The organism is Neobacillus sp. BF23-41, from assembly GCF_041106275.1.
The window spans coordinates 543572-556036 of sequence record NZ_JBGBPR010000001.1 but is presented as its reverse complement, the minus strand read 5'-3'; the positions used below and the strand labels follow the sequence as shown (position 1 = coordinate 556036).

Here is a 12465-nt window from a genome sequence, read left to right as displayed (position 1 = left end):
GATTAATAAGGCTGTTGGATTTGAATAGCCGTTATTAGGAGGCGTTTCATATGGCTATTAGCCGAGATTTTAATAAAGACCCTTTTATCGTAATATGGGAACTCACTAGAGCTTGTCAATTAAAGTGTCTACACTGTCGTGCCGATGCACAGTATAAAAGGGATCCACGTGAACTATCATTTGAAGAAGGAAAAAATTTAATTGATCAAATATATGAAATGAACAATCCGATGCTTGTTTTTACTGGCGGAGACCCGCTGATGAGAGAAGATGTTTTTGATATTGCGAAATATGCAGTTGAAAAAGGCGTACGGGTATCAATGACCCCAAGCGCGACACCAAATGTAACAAAAGAAGCAATTGAAAAAGCAAAAGAAGTTGGTCTTGCTCGCTGGGCATTTAGTATTGATGGTCCTAGGGCTGAGATTCATGACCATTTTAGGGGAACAGCTGGATCATTTGACCTTACCATGGAAAAAATAAAATATTTGCATGAAGTTGGATTACCAATTCAGATTAATACGGTGATTTCCCGTTACAATATTGACTACCTTGATGAAATGGCAAAAATGGTTGAAGATTTAGAATGTGTGTTATGGAGTGTTTTTTTCCTAGTGCCAACAGGAAGAGGTCAACAATCAGATATGATTTCTCCAGTTCAACATGAAAAAGTATTCAGATGGCTATATGATTTAAGTAAGCGCGTGTCTTTTGATATCAAAACAACAGAAGCCATGCACTATAGACGTGTTGTGATTCAACAAAAAATGCGCGAAGCGAAGGAAACAACAGATGAGATTGAGTATTTAAGTGCATTAACAGAAAAAGGATTAACAGGCTCTATCGATGGTTTAGGACGAGCACCAAAAGGTGTTAATGATGGTAATGGTTTTGTTTTCATCTCCCATATTGGCGATGTATATCCAAGCGGACTATTACCCGTTAAAGCTGGTAATATCCGGGAAACGCCATTAGCTGAAATTTATCGTGAATCACCAATTTTCCAATCACTAAGAAACCCAGATCTTTTTAAAGGGAAATGTGGTGTCTGTGAATTCCGTCATGTTTGCGGGGGATCAAGGTCTAGAGCTTATGCAATGACTGGAGATTATCTAGAAAGCGAGCCATTCTGCGTTTATATTCCTAAATCATTAAGAGAAAAGCAAGAACAGTAATTAAAACCGATAAAAAAGGCTGCCTTATTATAGTGAGACAGCCTTGCGTATATAGATAACTGCAAATAAGTATAGGCTAGCCTATTCGATATTGCAATAAACGGCAGAACAATTTTCACAGTCGATTTCATTTTTTAAGTATTGTAAATCCAATATTGAAATCTTTCCTTTTTTAACTGAAATGATTTTATCTTTCTTTAGTTCACTAAGTATACGGTTTGTACTCTCACGTGATGTACCGCAGAAGTTGGCAAGTTCTTGGTTGGTTAACGGCAGATCTATTAAGATTTCATTATCTTTTTGAATACCATAACTATTCGACATACGGATAAGTGTTGAGAAAAGGGCACCTCGTTTTCCATTTAAAACGAGGTCGCGAAATTTTGTTTGTGTTTTCCGGAAATGATCACTCATCCATTTCATAAATTCAAAAGCAAGCTTACTGTTTTGGAAAATTTCACTTTCGATTATATCCTTTTTTATTGCTACGATTTCTCCTTCTTCAAGAACCATTGCACTTAATAAATATCTGGGGTTATCAGTAAATAGGGTTAATTCCCCGCATATATCATTTTCTCCACAAATTCTTAATGAAAGTTCACGGCCATCTGAAGTAATTTTACTGATTTGAATTTTGCCGGAAATGATAATGTAAAGTTCTTCCGCAAGCATTCCTTCTTGAAATAAAAAGCTTCCTTTTTCACTTTTAAATTTCCGGTCTGCAAATTTAAGCAATTCTTTTATTTCAATTGAATGAGTTGGTTTCATTATTGCTGTCATCAGCTTCACCTCAATGTGTCATATTAACAATCATCTATTTTCCATAGTGATCAATGTTTAGTTTGTTAGTACCATTTTATCTCATGAGGAATCAATAAGAAGAAGTAAACAATGACAATATAGTGAAAACTCATATGAAATTAATCATGTTTATTTATTTTCTATTTGAATTATCGTTTAAATGAATAAAATCTGTAGAGGAAATTTTTTTCCAAAACAGTTATTTATAGATTGTAAAACATCTGCTAAGATAAGAATTGTATTAAAAAGTATTGTTATAGTGAATAAAGTAACAGTTTTTTTATCTAAAGACTGGTACACTGAATATCATTAGGTTCCAAAAATAATGGAGTTGATATGGAATGGAAAAAACCATTATTAAAGATAAATTAAATAGACCATTGCATGACTTAAGAATTTCTGTGATTGATCGATGTAATTTCCGTTGCCAATACTGTATGCCAGCAGATCAATTTGGTCCTGATTTTGAGTTTCTTCCTAAAAGTGCTTTGCTATCCTATGAAGAGATCGAACGAATAGCGAAAATATTTGTTAGTTTGGGTGTGGAAAAAATTCGCCTAACTGGAGGAGAACCTCTTCTTCGAAGAGATATGCCCATTCTTGTTAAGAAGCTGTCAGCTATTGAGGGCTTACTTGATATCGGATTAACGACGAATGGTGTGCTCCTGCCGAAATTTGCCAAAGATTTAAAGGAAGCAGGACTCAAAAGAGTAAATGTCAGCCTTGATACCCTAAACGATGAATTGTTTGGCCAAATTAACGGGCGTGGGGTTGGAACTGGGCCAGTTTTGGAAGGCATTGAAGCAGCGAAACAAGCAGGTCTTGGGGTCAAAATAAATATGGTTGTCAAAAAAGGTTTGAATGATACTGAAATTATTCCAATGGCAGAGTACTGCAAGGAGAACAGTCTGGAGCTTCGCTATATAGAATTCATGGATGTTGGCTCCACGAACGGCTGGAAAATGGATGATGTTATTACAAAAAAACAGATTTATTATTTGTTAAAAGAACAATTTGATATTGAACCTGTTGACCCAGCCTACTACGGAGAAGTGGCGAAGGTGTACCGCTATAAAGATAAAGATGTGAATGTAGGATTTATCACGTCTGTTTCGGAATCGTTTTGTTCAAGCTGCACTCGTTCTCGACTTTCAGCGAATGGTCAGATTTTTACTTGTTTATTTAATGGGAATGGGCATGATATCCGTAATTTTATGAGAAACGGTGCCTCTGATGAAGAAATCCGTGAGCGGGTGAGCGCCATTTGGAATGGACGAGATGACAGATATTCAGACGAACGAACAGCCGAAACGCACAAAAACCGTAAAAAAATAGAAATGTCCTATATTGGTGGTTAAACTCTCTTCCATGAAGAGAGTTTTTTTGTAGAAAGAAACAGCCCGCTTTAAGAAAAGCGGACTGTTGATTTTATTAAAGATACCTAGGAAATAGGATGTTGTTTTCAAGATGCACATGCATAAAGGTTAATCCTTCTAACGCTTCCAAGCGTGCATATACTAATCGGTACGTACCGCATGCATCCAGAGGTAGAGTGTAGTCAGAAGTTACTGCACGGATCTCTCTTAAAATTTCACCGGCATGGTCATGTTCTTTTTCTAATTCAACAATCATTGCAATTGCTTCTTCACGATTCTCCACGGTTCCATCTGCAAGCTGCTTAATTAATGGGAATACAACAGCTTCCTCTTTCGCCATATGCTCCATCAATTCTTTTTTGAATTCATAGAAGAGTTCGTAAACCTTAAGTAACTCTGGATGGTTATCTCCATGGACACGTGAAACCTTCGTTACATAGGGACTTAGCATAGTTAGTTCCTCTTCAGATACACGATGGTAGTTTGAAATAACATGATCAATAATTGTAGTTGAATCAGAATTAGTCCAAACCTCAACATCTTTCTCGGTGTTTTCGTATTTATCAAAAACTTCTTTTAATTCATCTAACAAAGTATCAAGGTTAAGCCTAGTTTGAGCAACTGCTTCTGTTAATGAGATATTACCACCGCAGCAAAAATCGATTCGGTTCTTTTTAAAAACATCACTTGTTTTAGGTAATTCGTTAACAATATCTTTAACTAATGAATTAGCTGTAATTGTGAAACTCATCTTTAATTTCCTCCCAAAGTCCAAGATTAAATCTAACCTAATCATAATGTAAAATAGAAAAAAACTAGGTGACCTGAATCACACATTCCCTATGATTTTATATTTTTTGGCAAGATTCTTTTATTTTGTGACATTTGATATGTTAGTTAGTTTTTAATAAGCTTATAATGTTGATTAGTCGATGACTAATAGTACATATCACAATGGATAGATATTTGTTTAAGGCAGGAGCTGATTATTTTGTTCGAAAGAAGAAGACCGATACCAATTGGAGAAGCGGTCAAAAGCATAATGGAATATCAATTACTTGGTGTGACCGAACAAGTTTCGATAAATGAAAGCTTTGGCCGCTTTTTATCGGAGGATTTGATCGCAACTAGCGATGTGCCCCATTTTGACCGTGCACCGTATGATGGCTTTGCTGTTAGGTCAATCGATACACGTGAGGCTTCGCTATCCAATGTAGTTGAATTTGAAGTGGTCGATCACATCGGCGCTGGAATGGTTTCTACTAAAGTAATAGGAGAGCAGCAAGCTGTTAGGATTATGACTGGAGCAATGATGCCAGTTGGAACAGATGCTGTCGTTATGTTTGAGGTGGCTAAGGCCTACGAAAAGAATGGATTCTCATATATGTCCATTAAACGCAGCTTTAAAAAGGGTGATAACGTTTCGTTCAGTGGTGAAGATGCCAAGCAGGGTGAAGTTTTGGTGAAAAAAGGAACATTGATAAATCCTGGAATTCAAGCCATGCTTGCAACATTTGGATATGAACGAGTGTCCGTTGCGAAAAAGCCACGTGTTGGTTTGTTTGCAACAGGGACAGAGCTTTTAGAAGTAAATGAATCCTTGGTTCCAGGAAAAATTCGTAATAGTAATTCACATATGATTGCAGCCCAAATTGAAAGAGCGGGAGGCATTGTTCATTATTTTGGAAAGCTTCCTGATGAATTTGACACTTGCTTTGAAGCAGTCCAAAAAGCAATAAATGAAGTAGACTTATTAATTACCACCGGTGGGGTTTCAGTTGGGGATTTTGATTATCTGCCTGCTATTTATGAAAAGCTTGGGGCAGAGGTTTTCTTTAATAAAGTTGCCATGCGGCCTGGGAGTGTGACGACGGTTGCACAGCACAATGGGAAGCTTCTCTTTGGGCTTTCGGGTAATCCTTCGGCTTGTTATGTAGGCTTTGAATTGTTTGCCCGCCCAATTATCCGTAGGATGCTTTTTTCAGAAAAACCTCACCTTCGTAAAGAGCAAGCACTTTTAGAAGTCGATTTTCCTAAAGCCAATCCATTTACAAGGTTTGTCCGAAGTTCTACGTTTATAGATGCGGGAAGACTAAAGGCAACACCGAGTGGACTTGACAAGTCTAACATTATTATGAGCCTTTCTGGAGCGAATTCGTTGATGATTCTTCCAGGCGGAACTAGAGGCTTTACAGCCGGAAGTGAAGTGGACGTCCTTCTGCTTGAAGACCAGGTTGGCAGTTTGTGGCCGTGGTAAAGCCTGTCGTCTTTCAGGTGGTTGGTTATCAAAATAGTGGTAAAACCACGATAACAGCCAAACTAATCGAAGACTTAGTAAAAAAAGGACTTAAAACAGTTACGATTAAGCATCATGGTCATGGAGGCAGGCTTGCAGCCCTGCCACAGAAAGATACAGAAAAACATCTAAATGCAGGTGCACTTGCCTCGATTGTTGAAGGAGATGGAAGTTTAATGTTACAGGCTGACAATTTCTATCCATCACTAGAAGATCAGATCGAGTTAATGAAATTCTTTCATCCAGATGTAATATTAATCGAAGGTTATAAGTTAAAGTCCTTCCCGAAGTTACTGCTATTAAGAGATGAAAGTGACCTTTCTTTGTTAGATACCGTAAGTAATGTTTCTGCTATTGTATATTGGAAGGAAGAAATGCAGGAGCAAATCACATCAAGAATCAAAGTGCCCAGCTTTCATATCAACGATGAAGGTGCATTAATCTGGACTGCGCAAGTACTTCAGGAGCATGTTCATAATATTGATCAAAAAAGTTAATAAAATTGTCAAATCTGTTACTTTTATCACAGCTTGAAATATGGATTTACTCTACAATTCAAATTAGGGGATATAATGTTTGTTAAAATAGAATTATGGGTCTTTAATGGAAATACAGCAATCACTCATCAGATAACCGACCTAGAGATGATTGAAGTTACCTAGTAGATGATATAGATTTGCTGTACTTCCATTTTAACCTAAACAAATTTGTCACAAAAAGAAGGCGGAGTCCTTCTTTTTTACTGTAATTATGTGATGTGTTTCACTTATTTTTCCGCTTTGCTGGCTTATATTTAGGTTAGTCAAGGAAGAGGAGTGAAAATGATGAAGTTATTTTTACCGAAACAACATGGTGCATGGGCAATGCTAATCATCCCTTTTTGGCTTGGTGTCATTGAAGGAGGATTTATGTGGAAGCATGTCCCATTTTTCTTTGGATGGCTCCTATTATACTTGGCGACCTATCCGATGCTTCTTTTATTTAAAAAGAAAAAACCTCAGTTTTATACTAAATGGACACTTGTATATATGATTCCATCCCTATTACTTTTACTTATTCCTCTTTTGGAAAGACCAACGATTTTTTATTTTGGTCTTCTAATGATTCTGTTTTTTATAATAAATGCTTACTTTACTTCCAAAAATCAAGACCGTGCTTTTATGAATGACATCTCTGCTATTTTTGCCTTTTCAGTTGCTGGATTAGCAAGCAGTTATTTAGGACACGGTGTTATGAACATAGAGACACTTGTTTTCACCTTTGTAACTTCAGTCCTGTTTTTTGTGGGTTGTACTTTTTATGTCAAAACAATGATCAGGGAAAAGAAGAATACCCAATTTAAATGGATTTCATGGATTTACCATTTTCTTTTAGTGGCAGTGTGGATCGGAGTTGGCTTTTGGATCGTTGCAATAGCATTTATCCCAAGTCTTCTGAGAGCTATGATATTTTATGGGAAACCACTATCTCCTAAACAAATTGGCATTTACGAAATAATAAATTCAGCTATATTCTTTACGATCATGGCGATTCAAATAATCTTATTAAAATAAGAGCTATGTTACACGTGGCTGATTTCCGCTCCAATCAACATGTGCCAAAATCAGCAATGAGCTTTAACATTGCCATTAAAATAAAAAAATCGGTCGATATGACCGATTTTTTTTGCTTTATTTTAAGTTGTTTGCCAGCAGCAATTCTAATCAACTTTACAGATTTCGGTTGGACAATCTTCACAATCAATTTCCCGTTTTAAATACTCTAAATCATGAATAGTAATTGTTCCTTTATCTATTGACAGGATACCGGCCTTACGTAAATCACTCAACAAGCGATTTACTACTTCTCTTGATGTACCACAAAAATTGGCTAACTCTTGATTGGTTAGTGGTAATTCAATTAATATTCCTTTATTGGTTTTAATTCCATAACTATTGGTAATTCGAATAAGTGTGGAATAAAGAGCCCCTTTTTTTCCATGAAGAACCAAATCACGAAACTTGGTTTGTGTTTTTCGATATTGCTGACTCATCCACTTTATGAATTCAAATGAGAGTGCCAGATTTTGTGAGAGTTTTCCTTCAAGCGTGTCTTTCATAATAACGGCTACTTCACCACTCTCGACAACACGTGCACTTAATAAATATCTTGAAGAAGGGGAAAATAAGTTTAATTCACCAACAAAATCACCACGCGAGCACATTCTTAACGTAAGTTCTCTTCCATCAGGGATGATCTTGCTGATTTGAAGTATGCCACTTTGAACAATATACAATTCATCGGCTACAGATCCTTCTTGAAATAAAAAGGTACCTTTTTCAACTTTTTTTATATGGTGAACGGTATCTAAAAGATGGGACAGTGTTACCGGCATTTCTTTTACTGACTGCATACTCATAACCACCTTTAAAGGTACGAATTCAATGCTCATTTGATTTTAAAAAATGACAGTCAAGGTTAAATTTGCTAGATAATACTATAATTATATTGTTAACAAAGAATAATTAGCAACAAATGTGCGATAAGTTCATACAATCGTCAAAAGTTTGTTTAATCTTTACGTATTTCTTAGGAAATAATGTCGACTCATAAGATAATTTGCAAGAAATTCCAATAATGACAACCCGTTAAAGGGTAATAATAAGGAATGTGAAGCAAAGGAGGGAAAAAGAATGGGCCAAAATCGTCAGTTTAAGTCAGGGAGCAAAGCCCCAAATAATGGTGTTTATATTGAAGTTGGAGATACGGGAAGTAATGTTAATAATCCCAAAAAAATAAGGCTAAAAGCAGGAGATGCATTTCCTGAAACTTCGAATGATGAACGTGTTTGGACATATCAGCGGAAACCATGAATAAATAAGGAAAAGGTCATCCTTGGGGTGGCTTTTTCTTTTGCCTGCGCCTAGGCGTCAGTAGGCAATTTTTGCTGTTATTCCTATTTGCAAAAATTTACTTTTTATATAGGAAGTTTTATAATAAAAGAAAAGGTCAAAATTGGTCAAAGAGGGTGTGATAAAAAATGGACATGAATCGAATGACAGAAAGGTTACAAAAGGGGCTAATGGATGCTCAGTCGCTAGCTATCAAAAAAAATCATCAAGAGATTGATGAACCCCATTTGTTTTTATGTTTAATGGACCAAGAAGATAGTCTCATTTCTTCTATATTAAAAAAGTCAGGTATCCCTCCCGAAAAAATTAGAAAGAACCTAAATGAGGCTCTTGCTAAAAAACCAGAGGTTACAGGAAGTGGGGTTGAACAAGGAAAACTTTATATCACAGCCACGCTGCAAAAACTTTTTGTCAGTGCCGAGGAGTTTGCCAAAAAGTTTTCTGATGAGTATGTATCAGTCGAACATATTCTGTTAGCTGCAGTCTACGCGAAGGATTCAGAAATGCGAAGGCTTTTACAAAACGTTGGAATTCAACCAGACAAAGTTTTGCAAGCAATTAAAGAAATTAGGGGGAACCAAAGAGTGACATCACAAAATCCAGAAGCAGGATACGAAGCACTAAAAAAATATGGACGGGATCTTGTTGCTGAGGTTAAAGAAGGAAAAATGGATCCAGTTATTGGCCGTGATTCTGAAATCCGCAATGTAATTCGGATATTATCAAGGAAAACAAAGAATAATCCTGTTTTAATCGGTGAACCTGGTGTAGGGAAAACCGCTATTGTGGAAGGGTTGGCACAAAGGATAGTTAGGAAGGATGTACCGGAAGGACTAAAGGATAAAACAATTTTCTCATTGGATATGAGTGCGCTAATTGCTGGAGCCAAATTTAGAGGTGAGTTTGAAGAAAGATTGAAAGCAGTCCTAAATGAAATCAAAAAAAGTGAAGGACGAATATTGTTATTTATTGATGAAATTCACACGATAGTAGGAGCCGGTAAGACGGAAGGCGCGATGGATGCAGGCAATATGTTAAAACCAATGCTTGCCCGTGGTGAACTTCATTGTATTGGAGCAACTACTCTAGATGAGCACCGAAAATATATCGAAAAGGATCCAGCGCTTGAACGTAGATTTCAGCAGGTACTGGTCCAAGAGCCAAACGTTGAAGATACCATTTCAATCTTAAGAGGGCTAAAAGAGCGATATGAAGTGCATCACGGTGTTAAAATTCATGACCATGCCTTGGTTGCTGCTGCTACATTATCTGATCGTTATATCACCGATCGTTTTTTGCCTGATAAAGCAATTGATCTAGTCGATGAGGCTTGTGCTTTAATACGTACTGAAATAGATTCAATGCCTACCGAATTAGATGAAGTAACACGCAGGGTTATGCAATTGGAAATTGAAGAAGCTGCCTTAAGTAAAGAGGTTGATGACGGGAGTAAGTTGAGGCTGGAGGCTCTCCTAAAAGAACTAGCTGATTTAAAAGAAACAGCCAATGAAATGAAGGCAAAATGGCTCCAAGAGAAACAAAGTATACAGAAATTGCAGGAGAAAAGAGAACAACTGGAAAAACTTCGCAGGGAGCTTCAACAAGCTGAAGATAAATACGATTTAAACCGAGCGGCAGAGCTTCGCCATGGTCAAATTCCGTTAGCAGAAAAAGAGCTAAAGGATCTCGAAAGGGCAACTGCTAAGGACGAACGTATACTTCGTGAAGAAGTTACTGGAGAAGAAATCTCCAATATCGTATCAAGATGGACAGGAATACCTCTTTCTAAACTAGTAGAAGGGGAGAGAGAAAAGCTGTTAAAATTGGAATCCATCCTACACGAAAGAGTCATCGGTCAGAATGAGGCAGTAAATTTGGTGGCAGATGCAGTACTCAGGGCTCGTGCTGGAATTAAGGATCCTAAGCGACCAATTGGATCGTTTTTATTTTTAGGACCGACTGGTGTTGGGAAAACGGAGCTTGCGAAAGCATTGGCCGAGTCTTTATTCGACAGTGAGGAACATATTATACGTATCGATATGTCTGAATATATGGAGAAGCATGCTGTTTCCCGCCTAATTGGAGCCCCTCCAGGCTATATTGGCTATGAAGAAGGAGGACAGTTGACGGAAGCAGTAAGGAGAAGACCATATTCTGTTGTTTTAATGGATGAAATTGAAAAAGCTCATCCTGAGGTATTTAACATTCTCTTACAAGCGCTTGATGACGGAAGAATTACTGACTCAAAAGGGCGTGTCGTTGACTTTAAAAATACAGTTATTATTATGACTTCTAATATTGGCTCACATTTTTTACTAGAACGAAGTGAAACCGAGGTTGAAATCTCTGAAGCGGTAAGGGAGAAAGTGATGAGTCAATTACGGGGACATTTCCGTCCTGAGTTTTTAAATCGAATCGATGAAACGATCCTCTTTAAGCCGCTTTCATTGGACGAAATTAAGAATATCGTTGTCAAAATGATGAGAGAACTTCAAAATCGGTTAAAGCATCAACAAATTGATATAATCATTAATGAGGAAGCAAAAGAATTCATTGCCGTAAATGGATTTGATCCAATTTATGGGGCAAGGCCTTTAAAACGATTTATCCAAAGAAACATTGAAACCAAGCTAGCCCGTGAAATAATCGCTGGCAAGTTACATGATCAGTCAAGAGTGAAAATAAATATTAACGATGGTGAAATTACTTTATCGGTTTATTAAATACCTATAGAAAAAGGTCATCCATTTGATAGGATGACCTTTTTCTTAATGTTTTGTCGCAGGCTCGTTAGGAATTATTGCAGCAGCAATGTAAATCAAAATCGTTACCCCAACTGAAGCAATAGCAGCAGGCATAAATTCATATTTAGCACCTGCAGTCATGGCACTTACTACATATGTAAGCATTTGCACTAAAAGAAATGACCAGAAAAAGGTCCAAAAAAATCGCACTATTTTTCACCTCTAACCTATTTTACATCTTAATTTATATTATCATATGATTCTGAAATGATAAAGTGAAACTTCCACCAGTGGTAAGTAATACCATTCAGGCTTTTCCGAGCATTTTCCATTTTTAAATGGGTGGCCACTGATTTTCCAGATGAGCTTAATAAAAATAGGCTAACCCCCCTTTCATCTTCAATAAGACGGCATACAATACTGTGAGGAAATATGTAAAAGGAGATTTATCTATGGAGAATCGTAATTTTCAGATGGATACCCAATGGAATATTATTCACTACCCTGAAAAGCCTACCGGATTTGGGATCTTAATAATTGGAGATGAAAGACATTTTGTCGATGAAAGTAAATGCTTTTGGACACAAAATGAAGGAAGGTTAGCCATTGTTAACCAGCTCAAAGAAAAAGGGTATACCATTTTTTCCTCAAATCTATATGGGCGAAACTGGGGGAGCAATAATGCAGTTGAGCTTGCCGAGAGGTTATACCAGCATGTGATAAGAAGTGAAATACTTAATAACAAAATCCATATCTTAGCCGAAGGTATGGGGGCACTGGTTGCCTTAAGTTTAATGGAGAAAATGAAAGGGCGGATACGGTCAATTATTCTGCTCAACCCCATTATTTCCTTGAAAAACTATCTTGAACAAGAAAAGGAACATAAATTCTTTTATAAAAAGTTAATGAGGGAATTAGTAGCAGCGCATCAAATGGACCGACAAGTACTCGAAAACCATATTTTTAGTATGGATGATAAAATAAATCTTCAATTTGGATGTCCAGTTAAAATTATTCATGTCCTGTCAGGGGGGAAATCGTATAACCAATCTAAAGTGTATCCTCAAATAATCAGTAATTCAGAAATAAACCCTACTTTCATTCTTCCTGAAAAAAAACAACAGCTTGGCCATATGATGTTAAAGTTTTTCAACAAACATGAATCGATCCTCTAGGCTGTGC

12 protein-coding genes are annotated in these 12465 nt (G+C 36.9%); 8 read left to right on the top strand and 4 right to left on the bottom strand.

Annotation, left to right across the window (positions count from 1 at the left end):
* Positions 1 to 50 precede the first annotated feature (50 nt).
* Positions 51 to 1175, top strand: a complete 1125-nt coding sequence (locus AB7942_RS02645) for a TIGR04053 family radical SAM/SPASM domain-containing protein (RefSeq protein ID WP_335713018.1) — start codon at positions 51 to 53, stop codon at positions 1173 to 1175.
* A gap of 81 nt (positions 1176 to 1256) precedes the next feature.
* On the opposite strand, the gene AB7942_RS02640 is transcribed toward AB7942_RS02645, so the two are convergent.
* Positions 1257 to 1955, bottom strand: coding sequence for a Crp/Fnr family transcriptional regulator (locus AB7942_RS02640; protein WP_098932856.1), 699 nt, complete (start codon positions 1953 to 1955; stop codon positions 1257 to 1259).
* A gap of 362 nt (positions 1956 to 2317) precedes the next feature.
* On the opposite strand from AB7942_RS02640, the gene moaA reads away from it, so the two are divergent.
* Positions 2318 to 3334 carry a GTP 3',8-cyclase MoaA gene (gene moaA / locus AB7942_RS02635; protein WP_369445672.1) on the top strand — a complete coding sequence of 339 codons (1017 nt, stop codon included), beginning with the start codon at positions 2318 to 2320 and terminating at the stop codon, positions 3332 to 3334.
* A 73-nt stretch (positions 3335 to 3407) separates the two neighbouring features.
* Here moaA and ric read toward each other — a convergent pair whose 3' ends face one another.
* Positions 3408 to 4103, bottom strand: a complete 696-nt coding sequence (gene ric, locus AB7942_RS02630; protein ID WP_369445671.1) for an iron-sulfur cluster repair di-iron protein — start codon at positions 4101 to 4103, stop codon at positions 3408 to 3410.
* Positions 4104 to 4343: 240 nt separating this feature from the next.
* Between ric and AB7942_RS02625 the strand changes: the two genes are divergently transcribed.
* The 3 genes from AB7942_RS02625 to AB7942_RS02615 all read left to right on the top strand — a co-directional run bounded on the left by AB7942_RS02625 (position 4344) and on the right by AB7942_RS02615 (position 7201).
* On the top strand, positions 4344 to 5609 hold the full coding sequence (locus tag AB7942_RS02625) for a molybdopterin molybdotransferase MoeA (RefSeq protein WP_369445670.1): 1266 nt from the start codon (positions 4344 to 4346) through the stop codon (positions 5607 to 5609).
* Positions 5597 to 6145, top strand: a complete 549-nt coding sequence (gene mobB / locus AB7942_RS02620) for a molybdopterin-guanine dinucleotide biosynthesis protein B (protein ID WP_335712207.1) — start codon at positions 5597 to 5599, stop codon at positions 6143 to 6145. The genes AB7942_RS02625 and mobB overlap by 13 nt, the downstream gene beginning before the upstream one ends.
* Positions 6146 to 6469: 324 nt before the next feature.
* On the top strand, positions 6470 to 7201 hold the full coding sequence (locus tag AB7942_RS02615) for a YwiC-like family protein (protein ID WP_369445669.1): 732 nt from the start codon (positions 6470 to 6472) through the stop codon (positions 7199 to 7201).
* Positions 7202 to 7347: 146 nt separating this feature from the next.
* On the opposite strand, the gene AB7942_RS02610 is transcribed toward AB7942_RS02615, so the two are convergent.
* Positions 7348 to 8040 (bottom strand): Crp/Fnr family transcriptional regulator, encoded by a 693-nt coding sequence (locus AB7942_RS02610; protein WP_483310828.1) that lies wholly within the window; start codon positions 8038 to 8040, stop codon positions 7348 to 7350.
* A gap of 280 nt (positions 8041 to 8320) precedes the next feature.
* Here AB7942_RS02610 and AB7942_RS02605 point away from each other — a divergent pair, with 280 nt between their 5' ends.
* Together AB7942_RS02605 and clpB are read left to right on the top strand one after the other, a co-directional pair.
* A complete protein-coding gene (locus AB7942_RS02605; RefSeq protein ID WP_088086056.1) occupies positions 8321 to 8500 on the top strand; it encodes a YjzC family protein in 180 nt (59 codons plus the stop codon).
* Positions 8501 to 8667: 167 nt separating this feature from the next.
* Positions 8668 to 11262 carry an ATP-dependent chaperone ClpB gene (gene clpB / locus AB7942_RS02600; RefSeq protein WP_369445668.1) on the top strand — a complete coding sequence of 865 codons (2595 nt, stop codon included), beginning with the start codon at positions 8668 to 8670 and terminating at the stop codon, positions 11260 to 11262.
* A 45-nt stretch (positions 11263 to 11307) separates the two neighbouring features.
* Here the strand turns inward: clpB and AB7942_RS02595 are convergent, their stop codons facing one another.
* Positions 11308 to 11493 carry a YjzD family protein gene (locus AB7942_RS02595; RefSeq protein WP_088086058.1) on the bottom strand — a complete coding sequence of 62 codons (186 nt, stop codon included), beginning with the start codon at positions 11491 to 11493 and terminating at the stop codon, positions 11308 to 11310.
* A 242-nt stretch (positions 11494 to 11735) separates the two neighbouring features.
* Here AB7942_RS02595 and AB7942_RS02590 point away from each other — a divergent pair, with 242 nt between their 5' ends.
* Entirely contained in the window at positions 11736 to 12458 is a 723-nt protein-coding gene (locus AB7942_RS02590; RefSeq protein ID WP_369445667.1) for a lipase family protein, read from the top strand.
* Positions 12459 to 12465: the final 7 nt, after the last annotated feature.

Excerpts from the sequence above, each read along its gene's own strand:
- AB7942_RS02645 (WP_335713018.1), top strand. The coding sequence starts at position 51 with ATGGCTATTAGCCGAGATTTTAATAAAGACCCTTTTATCGTAATATGG.
- AB7942_RS02640 (WP_098932856.1), bottom strand. The coding sequence starts at position 1,955 with ATGACAGCAATAATGAAACCAACTCATTCAATTGAAATAAAAGAATTG.
- moaA (WP_369445672.1), top strand. The coding sequence starts at position 2,318 with ATGGAAAAAACCATTATTAAAGATAAATTAAATAGACCATTGCATGAC.
- ric (WP_369445671.1), bottom strand. The coding sequence starts at position 4,103 with ATGAGTTTCACAATTACAGCTAATTCATTAGTTAAAGATATTGTTAAC.
- AB7942_RS02615 (WP_369445669.1), top strand. The coding sequence starts at position 6,470 with ATGATGAAGTTATTTTTACCGAAACAACATGGTGCATGGGCAATGCTA.
- AB7942_RS02610 (WP_483310828.1), bottom strand. The coding sequence starts at position 8,040 with ATGCAGTCAGTAAAAGAAATGCCGGTAACACTGTCCCATCTTTTAGAT.
- AB7942_RS02605 (WP_088086056.1), top strand. The coding sequence starts at position 8,321 with ATGGGCCAAAATCGTCAGTTTAAGTCAGGGAGCAAAGCCCCAAATAAT.
- clpB (WP_369445668.1), top strand. The coding sequence starts at position 8,668 with ATGGACATGAATCGAATGACAGAAAGGTTACAAAAGGGGCTAATGGAT.
- AB7942_RS02590 (WP_369445667.1), top strand. The coding sequence starts at position 11,736 with ATGGAGAATCGTAATTTTCAGATGGATACCCAATGGAATATTATTCAC.